This is a genomic window from Micromonospora sp. RV43, assembly GCF_001029515.1.
GTDB lineage: Bacteria > Actinomycetota > Actinomycetes > Mycobacteriales > Micromonosporaceae > Micromonospora > Micromonospora aurantiaca.
In genome coordinates this window covers 45,396-64,733 of sequence record NZ_LEKG01000012.1, presented here as the reverse complement: position 1 = coordinate 64,733, position 19,338 = coordinate 45,396, and the positions used below count along the sequence as shown (strand labels likewise).

The following is a 19,338-nucleotide window of genomic DNA, read 5'->3' as shown; positions in this document are numbered from 1 at the left end:
CACGCCGGACCCGGGCTGCCGCGTTCACGCCACCACCAGCCGGATACCTCATGCCTCCGACCTACCGCCCACATCGACCCAGATCACGCAGACACGCCGACGGACGTCAGCCTTTCAACCTCTGTAGCCACCGTATAGATCAACCCGATTCCCAGGCTGACCGTGCGACATGCGGCCGATGACCGCTCGCCGCTCCGGGCCGTCGCTGGGTGCGACCTGTACGCCGGATTACGGTGACTGCTCTACTAGTGGGGTGCGTGGCCGCCTTTCCTACCTGACGATGGTGGCTGGGGGCGTGGTGGCGGCCGCGGTCGGACTCATGGTCGCTCTGGGTTACGTAGAGCAGCCAGGACCCTTCAACGAGGCGTTGTTGGGGGCGATCGGCGGCGGGATGACGGGGGCGGGTTTCCGGCGCTGGAGGAAGTACCGCTCGCCGGGCCTCGGGCACACCCGGGGCACAAGACGGCGTGAAGCCTCGGCGACCAGCGACCAATGATGTGAGGCCGCGACGTGGCGCGGCCAGCGCGTCGAGCAAGCCAGCGCAGATGAAGTGGACGCACGTCTAGGTTGGAGCCAACACGAGGGCTCCGGGCAGCGTGCCGGTGTGTTCGGGGTTATGCGTACGCACGTAGGTCGGTAGCGTTGGTGCCACGGCGGCCCCGCGGCCGGTGGCGCATCCCGCGCTATGAGGAGGTTCGGGATGGAATCCTTGCCGGAGTTGACCTTCGGGCAGCGGCTGAAGGTCTACCGGGAGCGGTCCGGAAAGACTCGCGCGGTGCTCGGTGGACTGGTCGGGCGCAGCGCCGAGTGGGTCAAGGCGGTGGAGACCGATCGGATCCTGCCTCCGCGCATTCACATGCTGGACCGCATCGCTCGTGCGCTCAAGGTCGACGTGTCCGCCCTGGCCGGCGAGCTAAGCGACAGGTCCGCTGTCGTAAACGGTCCGGAGCACCCGGCGCTGGCGTCGGTGCGGGACGCCGTGAACCGTGTCGTGCTCGCCGACGAGGCTGCGGTGGAGTCGTTGGCTGGTTTGCGTGAGCGGCTTGCGGTGGCGTGGCGGGCGCGCCACCAGGCGTCCGATCATCGGACGGTGCTGGGTGGGCTGCTGCCGAGACTTCTGCACGACGTGCAGCGCGCCGCGCTGGTGTACGAGGGCGTCGAGCGTCGGCGGGCGCAGTCGCTGTTGGCGGAGACGTTCGGTCTGACGCAGATGTTTCTTGCGTACCAGCCGGCTGCCGAGTTGTTGTGGCGGGTTGCGGACCGGGCGATGGTGGCGGCGCAGGATTCCGGTGACCCGGAGGCATTGGCCCTCGCGGCATGGTTCCTGTGCCAGGTGCATCGTGACGCCGGGGACTGGGATACCGCCATGGCGGTAACGCACGACGTCCTGTCGGCTCTGGAGCCGAGGGCAGCCGACGCGGGCACGAATCTGCTGGCGTTGTGGGGTGCGCTCAACTTCGAGGCCGCCTACACCGCCGCGCGTGCCGGCGAGGAAGGCCGGGCCTGGCGGTACTGGGATCGGGCGGACCGGGTGGCGCAGCGTCTGCCGGAGGATTTCTATCAGCCGCAGACGTCGTTCTCCCGGGTCATCATGGGCGCCCACGCGGTGACGGTGGCGGTGGAGTTGCAGAAGTCCGGTGAGGCGGTACGGCAGGCGCGCCGCCACGACTCGGCGGCCATCCCGTCGAGGCCGCGCCGGGCACGCCATCTCATCGAGGTGGCGCGGGCGCACTACGGCAAGGACGACAAGGAAGCGGCAGTGACGACGCTGCGGAAGGCGTACGAGTCGGCCCCGGAGACGATCCGCTTCAACGGGTATGCCCGGCAGATCACCTTGGACCTGCTCGACGGCCCGCGCTCCACCCGTGACGACGCCCGTGACCTAGCGGTCAAGGTCGGGCTGCTCTCGTGATCCAGGGGTAGGAACCCTACCTATTCCGCTCTGCGACCGACCGTAGCGTCCTGCTCACGGGATGCGGCGGGCGGTGCGGGTATCGCCTGGTCGCCGCGTCCCCTCAGAACCGAGGGAGGGTCCGTGCGGCGCGTCTCGTATGACGACTACCTTTCTGCCACCGCGCTGACTCTTGCTCGCAGGCATCGGCCGGTGTGGTCGTGGCGGCTCTGGCGGCGCATCTGCCGCTGTGGGTCCGAACTGCCCTGCCGCGTCCGGCATCGGATACCGATCAATCGGGGCCACTGGCCGTCGGAGGGTGAGCAGTGACCAGCGAGCAGGAACAGGCGATCGTCGCGGTTCACGTACCAGGGCTCGACGGCATGTGTGCCGGGTGCCGGGCGTGGTGGGCGCGGCTCACGCCGTACCCGTGCTGGCAGGTGGAGTGGGCGACGAGCCGGCAGGCGCGGGCGACCACCGCGCGGTTCCTGGAGGGGGTGCGGTGACCACCCACGGCCCGGTCATGCCGGTCTGGAGCTGCGGTGGCTGCGACCTGCCATGGCCGTGCCCGACCCGCAAGCGCGAGCTGCGCGCGGAGTACGAGGATGCTCCGGTGTCGCTGGCCCTCTACCTCGGTGCCTACCTCGTCCAGGCCACCGAGGACATGCCCTGGACGCCAGCCGGCGTGCTGCACTGTCGCTTCCTCGGCTGGACCAGGGCGGCCGACCAGCCCATGCCAGCAGTACAGCAGCGATGTACAGCAACCGGGCCAGCCGAACCGAGCCGGGCAGCGCGTGATCAGCCCGTCTGACCTCATATCAAGCCTGATCCGATCGGCTCGCTGAGAGTGCACACCGAAGCGGTCGGTGCGACTTCCGCTGTCGGCCTCAGTGCTGCCCGAGAGCTCGAAGGACATAGCCTGGCTCTACGTCAGACGCTGCCACGTCAGGCAGTGCGAGAGACGCGGTACCGGGACGCGAGTGCAGCTCAACGTAGGCGCGGGTTGCGGCCACGACGTAGCCGCCACACAGAACCTCTACCATGTCGTCTTGGCGCAGGTCGGTCGGACTACAAGACCCGGAGACGATCAGTGGGCGGCCCGTGACGTCGAAGACGTGGGCGATCACCATCTCGAAGCGCGGTTCCGGCACCAGCCGAGTGTAGGAACCGTTGGCGAAGAGGCCGTCTGACGTCCGCCGCAGCCACCCGCGACACTGGCCCGTATGGTGCGCGGGCCACTTGGGCCTGCGGATACTGGTCGGATGACCATCGAGTTTCCCGCACCCACCGTTCCGGCCGCCGGTCGTACGGAGGTGTTCCTGCGCTACCTCGACTACTTCCGGGACACGGTGGTGGCGAAGGTGCTCGCGCTGCCGAGGACGACGTGCGCCGCAGCGCGCTGCCGTCCGGGTGGACGCCGCTGGAACTGGTCAGGCACCTGCGGTACGTGGAGCTGCGCTGGATCGAGTGGGGATTCCAGGGGCGCGTGGCGGCGACCCGTGGGGTGACCGGCGAGACGAGCGGTGGTTCGTCGGGCCGGAGGAGACCCGGGCCGACCTGCTGGCCGCGCTGCGCGCGCAGGGCCGGCACACGCGGGCGGTGGTGGAGGGCAGCGACCTCGACGCGATCGGCGCGCCCGGTGAGCGTTGGGACGGCGCCGACCCGGCGTCGCTGGAGCGGGTGCTGTTCCACCTCGTGCAGGAGTACGCCCGCCACCTTGGGCACCTGGACATCGTGGCAGAACTGGCAGGCGGCCCAACCGGCGAGTAGTAGATCGTACTGCTCCCGCCGCCGGGCCTCACCCGAGCCGGCTGTCCGCGCGGGCGGCGGCGACAGCGGCTGCCATCCGGGTCAGGCGTGCGCCCTGGAAGCAGGCCGTCTCGAGGACAGCTTTGACGTACTCGTGATCCCGGCTGGCGCGGCTCTCCACCAGGCTGACGCCGTACGGGTTTCCGCCGGCGGCGTGAGCGGTGTCGTAGTTCAGGTAGCCCGTGGGGAGGATGATCGACCCCCAGTGGTGGAAGGTCTGGTAGAGGCTGAGCAGGGTTGCCTCCTGGCCGCCGTGTTCCTCATAGGTGGCCGTGAAGCCGGTCGCCGGCTTGTCGGCCAGTTCCTCCGCCTGCCACGGGACGGTCGTGGTGTCGAGAAACTGGCGCAGCTGGGAGCAGATGTTCCCGAAACGGGTCGGCGTGCCGACGGCGTACCCGTTGGCCCACCGAAGGTCGTCCAGGGTGGCGACCGGGATGTCGGCAGTGGCGTCGAGGTGGGCTCGCCACTGCGGCTTGGCATCGATGACGTGCTCCGGTGCCAACTCTGCCACCCGGCGCAGGCGGACCTCCGCGCCGGCGTCGGCGGCTCCGTCGACAAATGCCTGCGCGAGCCGGTGCACAGTGCCGGTGGCGGAGTAGTAGATGACGGCGATCCTGGCATCGGTGTGCATGGTGCCTCCTGGGGTCGGCTCGGTTCTGGGTCAACCGTGCCGATCAGGCTTACCGTTCGCTGACCATCCCCTTACCGACGCCGCTGAACGGCTGTTCGTCGAGGTCGAGCTGCGCGCCGCGGCTCATTTCGGCGGCGAGTTCGTCGCTGCCGAGCGCCTCCCGGAGGCGGACGGTGATGCGCTGGACGTCGTGTTGCTCGCCGGGAGGCAGCGGCGCTCCGGCGGCCTCGCGCAGCGTCCGTGCCGCGGCGAGCAGCCGCGCGGCGGTGCGGCTGTCACCGCCGAGGCTGATGGCCCCGGCCAGGCCCTCGAGAGCCAGGGCGATCGCCCGTTGATCCCCGGTGGCGCGCGCCGCGTCGAGCGACTCACGGTGGTGGCGCTCGGCGAGGACAGCATCACCGCGGTGCTCCGCGATGAACCCCAACTCGGCCAGCGCGAGCGCGCAGCCCGGCAGGAAGCCGGCGCGGCGGTTCCAGTCGAGGAGGTTTCGCTGCTGGGTCTCGGCGGCGTCGAGGTCGCCCCGCCGTCGCGCGATCATTGCCAGGCCCGTGCCGGCGAAGGCGGCGGCTGAGCGGCTTGACTGTTCCCGGGCCACCTGTAGCGCGCGGTCGTGACTGACGGCGGCCTCGTCGAGGTCGCCCCTCAAGATGGCGAGCCGGCCGATGCATGCCAGCTGCCGGGACACCGACGTCCACAGTCGCAGGTGTTCGGCGATGCGCAGCGCCTCCCGGTAGCGCGTGGCGGCGCGATCGTAGTCGCCGTGGATCTCGGCCAGGGTTCCCAGCAGGCTCGTCGGATGCACCTGTCCCCAGCGGTCGCCCACCTGCTCGAACAGCGACCGGCTGGTCTCGCAGTCACGCTGCGCGGCGGGCAGGTCGCTGCGGAGTACGAGCGCGAGGTCCGCTCGGATGGCACAGGCGGCAGCGATGCCCCACCGGTCCCCGCCGGCGCGGAACGCCGCCAGCGCCGCGTCGACCAGGACGGCGGCCTCGCCCGGATCTCCGGAGCCGAGCATCATGGAGGCGAACAACCACTGCGCGAAAGCCTTCTCCGGCCCCTCGGTGTCCTGGTAGCTCTCCAGGATCCGCTGCCGGGGAGCGGTCGGATCGCCGTCCCGGGTGGCGAGAGCGGTCAGCCACATCTGCGCATGTCGCCGTAGGCCGTCCGGTGCGACGTCGTCCTCGCTCCTCGGGACGATGTCCAACGCCGTTCGCAGTGACCGTCTCACCTCTCCGAATCGACCCCGGAGAAGCCGGTACCAGGACAACGAGGTGGCGAGCGCCAAGCCCACGCGGGCCTGACCGTCGGTGGCGGCGACGTCGAGTGCCGCCCGGAGGTTTGCGTTCTCGGCGTCGAGCTCGCGCAGCGCACGACTCTGATCGTGACCACGTAGCCGTCCGGCGGCCTGCTCGGCGAGACGGGCGAAACACGTGACGTAACGGCGACGAGTTTCGGGCAGTTCGGCGGCGCTGCCGAGCTGTTCCAGACCGTAGGCAGCCACTGTCTCCGGTAGGCGAAAACGTCGCGGACTCTCGTCGTGCCGCACCATGACCAGCGATCGGTCGATCAGGCGTGCCAGCACATCGAGGACCTCGTCCGATGCCACCTGCCCGCCACCGCACACCTGCTCGGCGGCGGCCAGGGTGGCGCCGTCGGCGAAGACCGCAAGCCGGCGCAGCACCGCGCGTTCGGGAGGCGACAGCAACTCCCAACTCCAGTCGATCACGGCGCGAAGCCCCTGCTGACGCGGGGGCGCGGTGCGCCGGCCGGATGACAGCAGCCGGAAGCGATCGTCGAGCCGTGCCGCCAGCTCGCCCGGGTCGAGAACGGCCAGGCGGGACGCGGCCAGTTCCAGCGCCAGCGGTACGCCGTCGAGACGCCGGCAGATGACGGCGACCGCGTCCGCGTTCCGCTGATCGACGGTGAACCCCGGCTCGGTGGCGCGGGCGCGGGCTACGAAGATCCGAACCGCCGGAGCCTCGGCGATCTGCCGCGCGCCGGCTCCGGGCTCCGGCAGGCCAAGCGGCGGCACCGGAAAGACGACTTCGCCGGGGATCCCGAGCGGCTCGCGGCTCGTCGCCAGGATGCGCAGGTCGGCCGCGGCGCCGAGGAGTTTCTCGGTCAGTTGAGCGACCGGCGCCACCACGTGTTCGCAGTTGTCGAGCAGCAACAGCATTCGCCGACCCCGCAGCGCGGTGACCAGCCGGTCCATCGGCTCGCGCGGTGGTCGGTCCCCGGGCAGGCCGGGCGGACCGTCGTCCCGGATCTCGAGCGTCGCCGCCACCATGTCGACGATCTCGGTGCAGGTCGCGTGGTCGCCGCTGTACTGCTGGCCGGCCAGCTCGACGAGCCACACTCCAGCGGGGAACGTGTCACCCAGCGCACGGGCGGCCTCGATCGCCAGCCTGCTCTTTCCCACCCCACCGAGACCGGTCAGGGTCACCAGCCGCTCGTTCGTCAGCCGCTCCCGTACCGCCTCGACGGCCGCGTCGCGCCCGATCAGCCCACCGTACGGACCAGGCGACAGAGGCGCCGGCAGGTTGGTTCGGGCCGGAGCCGACGCCGGTGCCGGCGGCTGGAGGGCGGGATCCTGGCGCAGGATCGCCCCGTGCAGCTCGACCAACTCTCTGCCGGGATCGATGCCGAGTTCGTCGCGCGCCTGCCGACGGAACTGCTCGTAGGCGAACAGCGCCTCATGCTGGCGTCCCGAGCCGTACAGGGCGCGCAGGTGCGCGGCCCGTAGTCGCTCACGCCACGGGTGGCGTGCGACCAGGTCGGTCAGTTCCCCGGCGAGCAGGTGGTGCTCACCGAGAGCGAGCCGGGCCTCGGCCAGCTCCTCCAGCGCGGTCAGGCGCTGGTCGTTGAGCCGCTCGACCGTCTGGCGGACGAATCGCTCGTCACTGAAGTCGGCGTACGGGGAACCGCGCCAGAGCGACAGGGCCTCCGTCAGCGTCGCCGCCCGCACAGCCGGCTCCCGCTGCGCGCTCGAGCGTAGCAACAGAGCGGCGAAGCGACCGGCGTCGACCGATTCCGACGGCGTCCGCAGCCGGTAGCCGGCTTCACCGGACTCGACCAGCGCACGGCCACCCACCTCGCCCGCCCCCAGTGCGCGGCGCAACTGCGACACCTTGGTCTGGAGCGCCCCGAGCGCGTTGCCGGGCGCCTCGTCACCCCAGAGATCCTCGATCAGCCGGTCGGCGGTCACCGGGCGTCCCTCATGAACCAGCAGGTCAGCCAGCAGACCACGCACTTTGAGGCCGGGCACGGCGACAGGAGTGCCGTCCGACGTCCACACCGCGACGTCGCCCAGCACTCCGAACCTCATCGCTTCACACTAGCCAGCCGGCTGTCCCGCCCCGCGAACGTCCGCCGATCGACGGTCTGCTCACCGGGAAGCGGCGCGGTCACCGGCGCGTACGTCAGCCGGTCATCAGTCGATGGTAAGGAGCCCCGGGCAGGCTGAACCGAGCCGACACCGGAGGAACGACATGGATCAGCTACAGCGGCGCCGAGCCGCTCACCGTCCCAGGCAGCTCGCACCAGGGCGGGTGGCCACACCCTGGCTCGCCCTGCTGGCCGGTCCGCTGTCGTTCGGGATTGCCGCACCGGCACTGCTGCTCGACGACCTGGCGCGCGCAACGGGTAGCGGGGAACAGGCCGCGGCCGCCGGCGTGACCGCCTTCGGCTGGGGGATCGCGTTGGGGACGCCGCTGCTGGCGGCGCTGCTCGCCCGTCGCGGCGTAGGAGCGGTCCTGACCGTCGCGTCCGCGCTGGTGGCCGCGGGGACGCTCCTCCTCGTGCTGATCCCGAGCGTGCCGGCGATGGTGGCCGGTGCGGCGGTGCAGGGACTGGGGTCTGCCGGACTCACCGTGACGGCGATGAAACTGGCCGGCTCGGCCCGGCAGATGGGCGTGGTCGCCGCGTCGCTGGCGGTCGTCGGGGCCACCGGTCCGCTGACCGGGGCACTGATCGCCGACCTCTCGTCGTGGCAGGTGGCGCTGGCGTTGCCGCTGCTGGCGGTGCTCGCCGTGCCCGCGGCTCGCCGCGGCACCACCGCAGCGGACGCGGTGCCGGCGCCATTCGATTTCTTCGGGATGACCATCCTGGCCATGCTGGTCACCGCTGCCGTCCTCATTCCGCACCGACCGCTGGTGGCCGGCCCGGCCACCGTCGTACTGCTGCCTCTGCTGGTGTTCTGGATGAAGGTCCGTCCGGACGGCTTCCTGCCTGCTGCGGTGGCACGGAACGGCCGGTTCCTCGCGGCGTGCGCGCTGGCCTTCGCGCTGGGAGTGGGGAACTTCGCCCTGCTCTACGCCGCGCCGGACCTGCTGCGACAGCACGCGGGATGGGCAGGCACCCTGAGCGGGACCGTGCTGCTGGCGCCGTACCTGATCGGCGGCATCTGCTCCGGGTTCCTGGTCGCGGCATCCGTGCGAGTGTCACGCCGCGTCGCGGCCGCCGCGTTGCTCGTCACCGGCGCCACCGCGCCGCTGCTGGCGGCGGTCACCACCGCCGTACCGCTGCTGCTTGCGGCGATGACGCTCGGCTCCTTGGCCGCCGCGACCGGCCAAGGCGTACTCGCCCTGCACGCGGCCGGCGTCGTGTCCGCCTCCCACCGGGCCGAAGCCCTGGGTCTGTTCAACCTCGCCTACCTGCTCAGCGTCGCGATCGGACCAGTGGTTGCCGTGACGCTCTCGCACCCGACCGCTTGAGGGCCCCGACGCGCAGTTCAACGTCGGCCGCCTCGGCGTTGTGGCCTGCGTGGCGCAGCGTTCGAGAGGATCTGGACCACTCGTCCCATGGTTGAAACGATCTAGACGACGTCGCCGGTTGGGCTTCTGGAGCACCGCAGCGCGCTGAAGAAGGCGCGCAGGTCGGCAGCGAGCAGATCGGGCTCTTCCTGGGCGAGGAAGTGGCCGCCGACGCTGGGCTCGCGCCAGTGGGTGAGGTTGGCGTAGGTCCGTTCGGCGAACGACCGGGGCAGGCCGGCGTCCTCCACGCTGACCGTGATGCCGGCGGGCACGTCGACCATCGGCAGGTGTGGGGCCAGGTGGTCGTCACGGTAGGGGCGGAATGATGTGCCGATGCAGTTGGTGACCCAGTACAGCATCACGGTGGTCAGCAACTCGTCGAAGCCGAACCGGCGGGAGATGTCGCGGCCGCAGTCGCTCCAGCGCTGGTACTTCTCGACGATCCATGCGGCCAGTCCGGACGGCGAGTCGCTCAGCGCGGCCGCAAGGGTGTCGGGCCGTGTCTCCTGGATGATTCCGTAGCCCCAGTCATCTTGGGCCTTCGCGTCGAGCTTGGCGATGAACGCCTCCTCGGCCGGGCTGAGGTCGCCCCTGCGGTCCGCCGGCGGGAACTTGATGTGCTGCGAGAAGACCCCGATGACCCGATCTGCGTGGCGGGCGCCGAGCCACGTCGACACGCCGGACCCGACATCGCCACCGTAGGCGCCGAAGCGGTCGTAGCCCAGACGGGTCATCAGCTCGGCCCACACGTCCGCGACAGCCGCCTCGGTCGTCGGGCCCTCGGCGAGTGGTCCGGAGAAGACGAAGCCCGGCAGGCTCGGTATGACGAGGTCGAAGTCTGCGAGCCGGGACACCAGGGGCAGCATCTCCGTGTACGTGCTGGGCCAGCCGTGGGTCAGGATCAGCGCCGTGGCGTCGGGCGATGCCGAGCGGACATGAACGAAGTGGATCGGCGTGCCCCGGACCGTGGTGACGAACTGGGGGTGCCGATTGAGGGCACGCTCGACCGCAGGCCAGTCGAATCCATCGAGCCAGTACCGCACCAGATCTGCCAGGTACCCAGGGTCGGTGCCGGCGGCCCACGGCTCTCCCGGGGCGGCCGGCGCGAGCCTCGTCCGCGAGAGCCGAGCCCGCAGGTCGTCCAGGACGGTTTCGGGCACGTCGATGTGGAAGGGCGTCACCCGATCATGATTCCATCGCCAGGAGTCACTCGGCAGCCGCCCGAACGGGCAGGCTGCCGCACGGCGATCGGCAGCCACGATCCGGGAGACTCGATCACCGATCCCCCGAGGAGCGTGATTCAGGCCGGAACCGCTGCGAGGCGGCACTATCGTGTCCACGTGCCTTCAGACGTACATCCGGCCCTGGATGTGTTGATGCCCGCGGCGTTCCTGGGCCACGGCAACCCCATGAACGCCCTCGAGGTCAACCGGTACACCTCCGCGTGGAGAGCCTTCGGCGCAGCGGTGCCGCGTCCCCGCGCGATCCTGGTGGTCAGCGCCCACTGGTACATCAACGCCACGGCCGTCACCGCGATGCCCCGGCCGAGGACCATCCACGACTTCTACGGGTTTCCGCAGGAGCTGTTCGAGGTGCAGTACCCGGCGCCCGGGCTGCCCGAGCTGGCTGAGGAGGTCAGTGACGTCGTCCATCCGACCTGGGTCGGGGCGGACGTCGACAGCTGGGGCATCGACCACGGCACCTGGTCGGTGCTGATGCACGCCTTTCCGGACGCGACGATTCCCGTCGTCCAGCTCAGCATCAACGCCGACAAGCCGATGGACTACCACCTTCAACTCGGCGCCCGGCTCGCTCCACTGCGCCGGCGCGGCGTGCTGATCGTGGCGAGCGGCAACGTCGTGCACAACCTGCGCGGCATGGACTGGGCGCTGGCCGACGACGGCTTCGACTGGGCGCGACGCTTCGACGAGGACGCCAAGGCCCGGATGCTGACCGACCCGGGCGAGTACGCGGCCCTCGACGCTCACGGGGACTTCCACCGTGCGGTACCGACACCGGATCACTTCATCCCCGCGTTGTACCTCGCCGGTCTGGCCGCCGCCATGGACACCCCCGACACCGAGGTCCTCGTCGACGGCTACGCCTACGGCTCGTTGTCCATGACGGCCTACACCCTGGGCATGTCCTGTCCACCGGCTGCCGGCCGGGGCGGATCCCCGCAGCCACCGCCCGGCCTGCCGCCGGACGGCTCCAACATCTGAGCAAGCGCCGGCTGGTCGAATGCTCCCATGGATCAAGGTGCAGTCGCGGTGGGTCCGGCGCTCGCCGCCGTACTCGTCGTTCTCGTGCTCGTCGCCGTGGCAACGGTGCGGGCCGGTCGGCTCGGCCACGCCCGTGGCATCGCCACGGCGGCGCTGCGCGCGGTGGTGCAGTTGTGCGCCGTGGCGCTGCTCATCACTGCCGTCCTGCGGTCGTGGTGGGCCAGCGCCGGGTTCATCACGCTGATGATCCTGGTCGCGGCGGCGACCTCCGCGCGCCGGGTCAGCTCGCTTCGCCTCGGCTGGCCGGTGCTGGCGCCGATCGCGGTCGGCGCGCTCCCGGCCTCCGCCCTCGTCGTGGCCTCCGGCGCGGTGCCGCTGACCGAGGTCGCGGTCGTTCCGATCGCCGGGATCCTCATCGGCGGGGCGATGACGGCCACCTCCCTGGCGGGCCGCCGCGCATTGGACGAGCTTCGCGACCGCCACGGCGAGTACGAAGCGGCCCTGGCGCTGGGCCTCGTGCCGCGGGATGCGGCGCTGGAGATCTGCCGGCCCAGCGCGGGGCAGGCGCTGGTGCCCGCGCTGGACCAGACACGCACCGTCGGCCTGGTCACGCTCCCCGGCGCCTTCGTCGGCGTGCTGCTCGGCGGCGGCACACCCGTCCAGGCCGGGGCAGCCCAGCTACTGGTCCTGGTCGCGCTCCTGGCCGTCGAGGCGATCGCCGTCGCGGTGACCGTCGAGCTGGTCGCCAACGGACTGCTTCGCCGACCGGGCCCTGCCGTCTAGGTTCCGCTCCGACGTCTGACCGCCTGGCCGGGAGAGAACCCGAAGACGGGATGGTTCCCCCGTGCCGGTGCCCGGGTGACCTGGGTACGGTCGCCCGGGCACCGCGGGCTATGCCGTCGGCCTGGCTTCGTGCAGGATCCGGGCCAGCTCGGCCGGCCGGCTGAGCATCGGCCAGTGCCATGTCGGCAGTTCCTCGTACCGCCACGAATCGCCGGCCATGTGCCGGCACAGCGGTACGGTGGCGGCCATCTCGCGTGCCTGCTCGGCGGTGAAGCTCGACAGCACGCCGAGGCGGGGCAGCTTCTCCCACGCCCCGGTGAGCCGCACCGGGGTGGTGGCAGTCGCCCACGGCTGGGCCACCGACCGCTCATCGAGCAACGCGACGACCGAGTCATCCACGTCTGCTGCGCTCGCCGCCAGTTCGGCCCACGGCGGGGGCGGCAGCCGCCAGCCGTCGCCGTGTTCGGCGACCACCGCCGCGTTGCGTTCACGCTCCGGCGGCGGGCTGAAGTCGTCGTTCGCCGCCCCGTCGGGCAGCGGGCCGGTGTCGACGAAGACCAGTTGGGCGATGCGGTCGGTCATGCGGTCGGCAACGGCTGTCGTCACGACCGCGCCGGCGTAGCTGTGCCCGACGAGAACCACGTCGTGCAGGTCCTCGTAGCGCAGCAGGTTGACCACGTCGGTGACGTGGACGTCGAGGTCGGTGTCCGGGCGGGCCAGGTGGGCGCGTTCGCCCAGGCCGGTCAGGCTCAGCGGGTGCACCTCGTGGCCGTGCCCGCGCAGGGCAGCGGTGACCGGGCGCCAGGCCCATGCGCCGAGCCAGAACCCGGGAACCAGTACGAAGGTCGTCATGCCTGACACGCTACGATCAATACCGGACAGGTTCCGCCCGGATTAGGAGTGGGGATTTGTGACCCGGCCGACCGCGCGCGTACTGGCGTTGCTGGAGATCCTCCAGGCCGGCGGCGGCTTCACCGTCGCCGACCTGGCCGGTCGGCTGGGCGTCGACGAGCGCACGGTCCGCCGATACGCCGCGCACCTCGCCGACCTGGGCATCCCGGTCGAGGCCCGGCGCGGTCGCTACGGCGGATACCGGCTCGCGCCCGGATACAAGCTGCCGCCACTCATGCTCACCGACGAGGAGGCGGTCGCCGTCATGCTCGGGCTCGTGGCCGCCGGCCGGGCCGGGCTGGTCACCGCCGAAGGCGCGGCCGCCGAGAGCGCGACCGCGAAGATCCGCCGGGTGCTGCCGGCCGTTCTCGCCCGGCGGATCGATTCGCTGCTGGAGACAGTGGACTTCACCGCACGGGTCCGGAAGCCCGCCCCGGCCGGCATCGAGGTGCTGCTGGTGCTCGCCGACGCGGCCCGACATCAGCAACCGGTGAACATCACCTACACCACCTGGCGCGGCGAGTCCGGCGAGCGCCGGCTCGACCCGTACGGGCTGGTCTTCCACGCCGGCCGGTGGTACGTCACCGGCCACGACCACAACCGCCGGGCCGTACGGACGTTCCGGCTCGACCGCATCGGGACAGCCCACCCCACCCCGGGCAGGTTCGAGATCCCGGCCGGCTTCGATCCCACCACGCAGGTACTCGCCGGTCTGGCAGCAGTGCCGTACGCGCACGACATCTCCGCGGTGCTGCACACCAGCCTGGAGCAGGCGCAGCGACGGATCCCGCCCTCGGTCGGCACGCTCACCGAGGTTCCCGGCGGAGTGCGCCTCACCGCCCGAGCCGAACGGCTCGACGGTGCGGCACAGATGCTCGCCGGGCTCGGCTGGTCGTTCACGATCGACCGCCCGGACGAACTCAAGGACGAGGTACGCGCCCTGGCCGCCCGACTGCTCACCGACGCCGACGCCTGATCGGGCGCTCACCCCGCGTACCGGCCGGATCGCCCCGAGGTGCGCTGTCCCTGGCGGCGGCGCAATCGGCGGGGAATGATCGGGGTACACCGCGGGCTGCCCGCAGCAGTCCACGGCGCCGCAGAAGGGCGGGTCGACGCCGATGACTCCGACGCAGCTACGGGCCTACGTCGCTGTCGTCCGGCTGGGATCCGTCAAGCAGGCAGCCGCGCAGCTGGAGGTCTCCGAGTCGGCGGTCTCGCTGCTCATCGGCCAGCTACGGCGGGAGTTCGGAGACCAGTTGTTCACCCGGACGGCGGCGGGGCTGGCCTTCACCCCCGGCGGGCTGCGGCTCGCCAGCCGCGCGGCCGAGATGCTGGGCCTGCAGGACCGTACGGTCCTGGAGGTCAGTTCGGCGGCACACGGCCGCCGGATGCTGCGGGTCGCCGCGTCCAGCGAGTTCGCCGAGTTCGCCGCGCCGAGACTGATCGAGCTGTTCGCCAGACGCGCCGCCGACCTCGACATCGAGCTGAGCGTCTGCGACCCCGGCTCCTTCGAGTCGCTGCTGCTGACCCGGGCCGCGGACATCGCGATGGGGCCGCTGCCGCCGGTGGCCGAACCGGCGATCTCCTGCCGGCCCATGATGAACTACCGGCTCGTGACCGTCGTCGGCCCGGATCATCCGCTGGCCGGTGTGCCGGCGTCACCGGGGCAGTTGCGCGACCAGACCTGGCTGCTCGGGCCTTCGGCCACCAACACGCTGGGCGCTGTCCCGGCGATGCTGCGCCGGCTCGGCGTACCCGAGGAGCGGCAGCAGATCTTCCAGAGCCACGCGGCGGCGTTGGGTGAGGCCCAGCGCGGCCGGGGGATCGCGCCCGCGCTGTCGTTCACCGTCGCGCCGGACGTCCGCGGCGGTCAGCTCGTGGCGTTGTCCGGGCCGCACGCGACGGCCGAGGCGGTGTGGCATTCGCTGGTACTCGTCACCCCCGGCACTCCGTCCGTGGCAGCCGAGCTGTGCCGCTTCGCGTCGACGCCCCGGGCGATTCAGGCGATGATGCGCGGCGTGGGCGTCGCGGTGAACCATTTCCGGCCCTCGGTGCACGTGACGCTCTGGAGTTGACCGGCGGCGTCCAGCAGATCCCGGAACGTCGCGGCCGGCAGGAGCCGGTCACAGTAGGGCAGGGCCGCGGCCATGCCCGCCACCAGGGGAGCGAAGCCGGGGGCGCCGGCCCGCGGGTTCAGCCAGACGATCCGGTGGGCGCGGCGGCTCAGCCGTGCCATCACGGCGGCGAGCTCGGCCGGCGGGTCGCTGTCCCAGCCGTCCGAGCCGATCAGCACCACCGCCCCGCGAACCGCGTCGCCGTGCGGGGACGCGAGCAGGCCCCGCAGGTTCGTCGCGATGCGCGTACCCCCGAAACGGTCGGTCACGGCGGCGCCGGCGTGCGCGATCGCCGCGGACGCCGACGTGTGCCGCAGCGCGACGGTGAGCCGGGTGAGCGTCGTGGCGAAGGCGAACACCTCCGCGTCGGTGGTCATCGCGAAGGCCCGCAGCAGGTGCAGGTACGCGTGGGCCTGGGCCCGCATCGACTCGCTGACGTCGCACAGCAGCACGACCCGGCGCGGTCGGCGTAGCGGCCACTCGCGGACGACCTCGACGGGCTCCCACGCGGTGCGTCGGGCGCGGGCGATCGTCGGACGCAGCGCGACCCGCCGCCCGGCCGGGCCTACGGCGTGCCGCCTGGTGCGCCGGGACGGCCAGCGCGCGACGGCCTCGCGCAGGGCCTCGCCGAGCAGTGCGAGCTGGGCGTCGTCGAGGTCCTCGAACGGCCGGTCGGCGAGTCCGGCGAGGGCGCTGGGCCGTCGCTCGGGCAGCCGCACTCCGGCATCGGAGGGCTCCGCCTCGGCGACGGGCGCCGGCAACGTCGCCCACGGCAGCCCACCACCGTCGCCCGTGTCGTCGGTGTCGGCGGGCACCGGCAGGTGCACGTCGTCCCGAGCGCCCGGCGGGGCCGCCGACCGGGTGAGCGGCAGCGGCGGCGCGTCGGCGAACACAGCGGCGAAGACGCTGTCGAAGGCGGCGAGGTCGGCGTGCCGCCGCACGAAGCTGATCCGGGCGGCCCAGTAGAGCGCGGTCGTCTCCCCGGGTGTGCACACGCCGAGCGCCCGGACGAAGTCACCGGCCTCGGTGAGCCCGGCGGGTACGCCGGCCCGCCGCAACCGGTCGGCGAACGCCGTCGCGAAGGCCGCGCGGTCGACGCCGCGCAGCAGACCGTGCCTCACCGGCGTGCGACCCACCAGGCGATCACCGCACCGACGACGACGATCCCGACGAGCACCGGCACGAGGCGCTTGACGACGGCACCACCGGCGACGCCGAGCAGGTCCAGCGTCTCCGGTTCGGCGCTGCTGCCGGCATCCGGTCGACCGGTGGACGCCGAGGCGGCCACGGGGGTGCCGGCCACGGCGGACCCGGGCGGCGTGGCGGACGAGGGCGAGGCGGTGTCGGGCGCTGCCGCCTCGGCCGCGAGGGTGCGAGCCGCGGAGGCGTCGGGGCCGGTCGCGGCGGCGACTGCGGGTGCGGGCTCGGGTGCGTCAGGCGCGGTGGCCTCGTGCGGGTCGCCGGCCGTGCTGTCGCCGGTCCTCTCGGCCGCCAGCCTCGCCTCGAGGTTGGCGACGAACTGGGCGAGCAGCTTGCCCGACACCTCTTTGATCATGCCGCTGCCGAACTGGGCCAGCCGCCCGGAGATCTTCAGATCGGTGTCCACGCTGACGACGGTGCGCTGATCGTCCGGCCGCAGTTCGGCGGTGACCAGCGCGGACGCGTTCGCCGCCGACCGCCGGTCGCGGCCCTTCGCGTCGATCACCCCCCGATAGCGACTGTCGTCCTTCTCGACGAAACGTGCGGTGCCGGCGAACTCGGAGACGACCGGACCGACCTTGACCTTCACCGTGCCCTGGTGGACGTCGCCGTCGACGCCGGTCAGCCGGGCGCCCGGCAGGCACGGCGCGATGCCCTCCAGGTCGGTGAGGATCGCCCACGCCCGCGCGATCGGAACGTCGACTGTGAACTCGTTGGTGATCTTCATGCCGGCCTCTCCTGGTGTGCGCCGAGCGCGGCGGCGACGGCGGCGCGGTCGTCGGGGGTCTTGGCGATGGTGCCGATGGTCCGGACGACGTCGTCGGCGGAGAGGTCGGCGGCGCCGAGCACTGACAGCGCGGCTACCCAGTCGATGGCCTCGGCCATGCCGGGTGCCTTGTCCAGGCCGAGGGCGCGTACGTCGCCGACGAAGGCGGTCGCCGTGCGGATCAGCCCTTCGGTGGCGCCCGGCACGGCCCGCCGGACGATCTCGGTGGCGCGGTCCATCTGCGGGAAGTCGATCCAGTGGTACAGGCAGCGGCGGCGCAGTGCGTCGTGCAGGTCGCGACTGCGGTTGGAGGTGAGCACCACGACCGGCGGCGTGGTCGCGGTGAACGTACCCAGCTCGGGGATGGTGATCCCGGACTCGCCGAGGAACTCGAACAGCAGCGCCTCGAACTCGTCGTCGGCCCGGTCGATCTCGTCGATCAGCAGCACCGGCGGGACCGGTCCCGGGTGGCGTACCGCCCGCAGGATCGGCCGTTCCTGCAGGAACTCAGCGGCGAACAGGTCGGCGTCGGTGAGCGAGGCGTGCCGGGCCTCGGCCAGCCGGATGGCGAGCAACTGCCGCTGGTAGTTCCATTCGTACAGCGCTTCGCCGGGGGTCAGGCCCTCGTAGCACTGCAACCGGATCAGTGTCGTGTCCAGCGCCCGCGCCAGCGCCTTCGCCGCCGCGGTCTTGCCGACGCCGGGCTCACCCTCGAGCAGCAGCGGCTTGCCCAGCTCCAGCGCGAGGAAGACGGCCATCGCCATGCCGTCGTCGGCCAGGTAGTCGACGGCGTCGAGCCGGCGCCGCACGGCCTGCGGATCCTTCACCGCGCCTCGCCAGAGAGCAGCCGCCGGTAGTCCGCGCGGGTGTCCACGTCGATCGGCACCGGCCCGTCCACCGGTATCTCCGTGACCGGGTGCCGGCCGGAGTGCAGCAGCTTCCACACCGCCTTGTCACCGTGCAGGACACGCAGCTCCGGCAGGACGTCACTGGCGAACCAGAACGGGTGCCCCAGGCCGTCGGCGTACCGGCACACCGCGAGCGGGGTGGTCGCCGCCGCGACCCGGCGTACGTCGGCGGCCCGTACGCCGGGCTGGTCGCCGAGCAGGAGCACGAGCCCGTCGGCGCGCGGGTCCACCGCCTGCGTCGCGGCGCGGACCGACGATCCGCATCCCGTGCTGAGCTCGGCGTTCTCGACGACCTGGACCCCGGTCAGGTCCACCCGCTCACGGACCAGGTCGGCGGCGCCGCCGAGGGTCACCAGCACCTGGTCGAAGGCACACGAGCGGGCCAGGTCGAGGGTGGCGTCGAGCAGCGTCCGCCCGCGGTACGGCAGCAGTTGCTTGGCCTCGCCGAGGCGCACCGACGCCCCGGCGGCCAGAACCAGGCCGGTGACGAACACGGCTACGCCGCCACGTGCCGGTCGCGGCAGCCGGGGCAGCAGAACCAGTGGTCGGTGCCGTCGATCCGCACGTGCGGGGTGTCCGGCCCGACCAGGACTGTCATCCCGCACACCGGGTCGACTGCCTGCTGGGGGAGCGCCGCGGGTGGTGCGGGGGAGGAGGCGAGGCCGTCCACCCGGAGCGCCCGCACCACCTCGGCCATGATCGACAGCGCGATCTCCTGCGGTGAGCGCGCCCCGATCTCCAGTCCGGCCGGGGTCCGGACCCGGGCGCGCTCCGCGTCGGACAGCGCCAGTTCGTCGAGCACCGCCGCGCCGCGGGTCCGGCTGGCGACCAGCGCGATGTGCCCCACTCCGGCGTCCAGCGCGGCGCGGACGGCGTCCTGTTCGCCCTTGCCGAGGCCGGCCACCACGACCGCCGTCGCGCCGGAGTGGTCACCGGACGTGGCCACCTCGAAGTCGAGGAAGGCAGCCAGGGTGGCCACCGCCGCGCTGATCGGCGTGTCGCCCACCAGACCCAGCACGGGTACGGGCAGCACCGGGCGCAGGAAGATCTCGAGCGCCCCGCCCGAGTGGCACGGGTTGACCACGACCCGTGCCCCCGGCGTGTCGGGGAAGGCGGGCGCGCCGTCCGGCAGGACCCGCAGCAGCAGCGCCTTGCCGTCCCGGAGGGCGTCCAGGGCGGCCGCCCGCACCGAGCTCTCGGCGCACATCCCGCCGACGAAACCCTCGATGGTGCCGTCCGGCAGGATCACCGCGTCGTCGCCGGGCCGGGCCGACGTCGGATCCTGCGCCCGGACCACCGTGGCGTGCACGAACGGCGCGCGCGAGACGGTCAGATCATGCGTACGGCGGGCGATAGTCGTCATGGGGCCACC

The 19,338-nt window shown here is 72.1% G+C and carries 18 protein-coding genes; 9 read left to right on the top strand and 9 right to left on the bottom strand.

The window, feature by feature from the left end; all coding sequences use genetic code 11:
* Nucleotides 1-700: 700 nt before the first annotated feature.
* The 4 genes from ABD52_RS05230 (at nucleotide 701) to ABD52_RS40620 (ending at nucleotide 3,661) form a co-directional block, all read left to right on the top strand.
* Nucleotides 701-1,912, top strand: coding sequence for a helix-turn-helix transcriptional regulator (locus tag ABD52_RS05230; RefSeq protein WP_030270950.1), 1,212 nt, complete (start codon nucleotides 701-703; stop codon nucleotides 1,910-1,912).
* 305 nt (nucleotides 1,913-2,217) lie between these two features.
* Nucleotides 2,218-2,397: a hypothetical protein gene (locus tag ABD52_RS05225; protein WP_030270948.1), complete on the top strand. Its 180-nt coding sequence runs from the start codon at nucleotides 2,218-2,220 to the stop codon at nucleotides 2,395-2,397.
* Nucleotides 2,394-2,702, top strand: a complete 309-nt coding sequence (locus ABD52_RS05220) for a hypothetical protein (protein ID WP_047890957.1) — start codon at nucleotides 2,394-2,396, stop codon at nucleotides 2,700-2,702. Before ABD52_RS05225 ends, ABD52_RS05220 begins: the two co-directional genes overlap by 4 nt.
* 656 nt (nucleotides 2,703-3,358) lie before the next feature.
* Nucleotides 3,359-3,661, top strand: coding sequence for a DUF664 domain-containing protein (locus ABD52_RS40620; protein ID WP_235437349.1), 303 nt, complete (start codon nucleotides 3,359-3,361; stop codon nucleotides 3,659-3,661).
* Between the two features lie 28 nt (nucleotides 3,662-3,689).
* Here the strand turns inward: ABD52_RS40620 and wrbA are convergent, their stop codons facing one another.
* On the bottom strand, nucleotides 3,690-4,331 hold the full coding sequence (gene wrbA / locus ABD52_RS05210) for an NAD(P)H:quinone oxidoreductase (RefSeq protein WP_047890956.1): 642 nt from the start codon (nucleotides 4,329-4,331) through the stop codon (nucleotides 3,690-3,692).
* A 49-nt stretch (nucleotides 4,332-4,380) separates the two neighbouring features.
* Nucleotides 4,381-7,656 carry a BTAD domain-containing putative transcriptional regulator gene (locus ABD52_RS05205; protein WP_235437348.1) on the bottom strand — a complete coding sequence of 1,092 codons (3,276 nt, stop codon included), beginning with the start codon at nucleotides 7,654-7,656 and terminating at the stop codon, nucleotides 4,381-4,383.
* A gap of 223 nt (nucleotides 7,657-7,879) precedes the next feature.
* Here ABD52_RS05205 and ABD52_RS05200 point away from each other — a divergent pair, with 223 nt between their 5' ends.
* A complete protein-coding gene (locus ABD52_RS05200; protein ID WP_232236668.1) occupies nucleotides 7,880-9,043 on the top strand; it encodes an MFS transporter in 1,164 nt (387 codons plus the stop codon).
* Nucleotides 9,044-9,144: 101 nt separating this feature from the next.
* On the opposite strand, the gene ABD52_RS05195 is transcribed toward ABD52_RS05200, so the two are convergent.
* On the bottom strand, nucleotides 9,145-10,263 hold the full coding sequence (locus ABD52_RS05195) for an epoxide hydrolase family protein (protein WP_047890954.1): 1,119 nt from the start codon (nucleotides 10,261-10,263) through the stop codon (nucleotides 9,145-9,147).
* Between the two features lie 159 nt (nucleotides 10,264-10,422).
* On the opposite strand from ABD52_RS05195, the gene ygiD reads away from it, so the two are divergent.
* Together ygiD and ABD52_RS05185 are read left to right on the top strand one after the other, a co-directional pair.
* Nucleotides 10,423-11,304: a 4,5-DOPA dioxygenase extradiol gene (ygiD, locus tag ABD52_RS05190; protein ID WP_235437347.1), complete on the top strand. Its 882-nt coding sequence runs from the start codon at nucleotides 10,423-10,425 to the stop codon at nucleotides 11,302-11,304.
* A gap of 27 nt (nucleotides 11,305-11,331) precedes the next feature.
* The gene (locus ABD52_RS05185) at nucleotides 11,332-12,087 is read left to right on the top strand and encodes an ABC transporter permease (RefSeq protein WP_047890952.1); all 756 of its coding nucleotides are present in this window, start codon (nucleotides 11,332-11,334) and stop codon (nucleotides 12,085-12,087) included.
* 108 nt (nucleotides 12,088-12,195) lie between these two features.
* Here ABD52_RS05185 and ABD52_RS05180 read toward each other — a convergent pair whose 3' ends face one another.
* On the bottom strand, nucleotides 12,196-12,939 hold the full coding sequence (locus ABD52_RS05180) for an alpha/beta fold hydrolase (RefSeq protein ID WP_047890951.1): 744 nt from the start codon (nucleotides 12,937-12,939) through the stop codon (nucleotides 12,196-12,198).
* 58 nt (nucleotides 12,940-12,997) lie between these two features.
* Here ABD52_RS05180 and ABD52_RS05175 point away from each other — a divergent pair, with 58 nt between their 5' ends.
* Both ABD52_RS05175 and ABD52_RS05170 read left to right on the top strand, forming a co-directional pair.
* Entirely contained in the window at nucleotides 12,998-13,954 is a 957-nt protein-coding gene (locus ABD52_RS05175; protein WP_047890950.1) for a YafY family protein, read from the top strand.
* Nucleotides 13,955-14,096: 142 nt separating this feature from the next.
* The gene (locus tag ABD52_RS05170; RefSeq protein ID WP_013474602.1) at nucleotides 14,097-15,053 is read left to right on the top strand and encodes a LysR family transcriptional regulator; all 957 of its coding nucleotides are present in this window, start codon (nucleotides 14,097-14,099) and stop codon (nucleotides 15,051-15,053) included.
* Here the strand turns inward: ABD52_RS05170 and ABD52_RS05165 are convergent.
* The 5 genes from ABD52_RS05165 to ABD52_RS05145 are packed head-to-tail and all read right to left on the bottom strand — an operon-like array spanning nucleotide 14,978 to nucleotide 19,329.
* Nucleotides 14,978-16,213 carry a VWA domain-containing protein gene (locus ABD52_RS05165; RefSeq protein WP_047890962.1) on the bottom strand — a complete coding sequence of 412 codons (1,236 nt, stop codon included), beginning with the start codon at nucleotides 16,211-16,213 and terminating at the stop codon, nucleotides 14,978-14,980. The genes ABD52_RS05170 and ABD52_RS05165 overlap by 76 nt on opposite strands.
* Entirely contained in the window at nucleotides 16,210-17,019 is an 810-nt protein-coding gene (locus ABD52_RS05160) for an SRPBCC family protein (protein WP_047890949.1), read from the bottom strand. The genes ABD52_RS05165 and ABD52_RS05160 overlap by 4 nt, the downstream gene beginning before the upstream one ends.
* Nucleotides 17,016-17,885, bottom strand: coding sequence for a MoxR family ATPase (locus ABD52_RS05155; protein WP_013474605.1), 870 nt, complete (start codon nucleotides 17,883-17,885; stop codon nucleotides 17,016-17,018). The genes ABD52_RS05160 and ABD52_RS05155 overlap by 4 nt, the downstream gene beginning before the upstream one ends.
* A complete protein-coding gene (locus ABD52_RS05150; protein ID WP_047890948.1) occupies nucleotides 17,882-18,460 on the bottom strand; it encodes an NTP transferase domain-containing protein in 579 nt (192 codons plus the stop codon). The genes ABD52_RS05155 and ABD52_RS05150 overlap by 4 nt, the downstream gene beginning before the upstream one ends.
* Before the next feature lie 2 nt (nucleotides 18,461-18,462).
* A complete protein-coding gene (locus ABD52_RS05145) occupies nucleotides 18,463-19,329 on the bottom strand; it encodes an XdhC family protein (protein WP_047890947.1) in 867 nt (288 codons plus the stop codon).
* Nucleotides 19,330-19,338 lie beyond the last annotated feature (9 nt).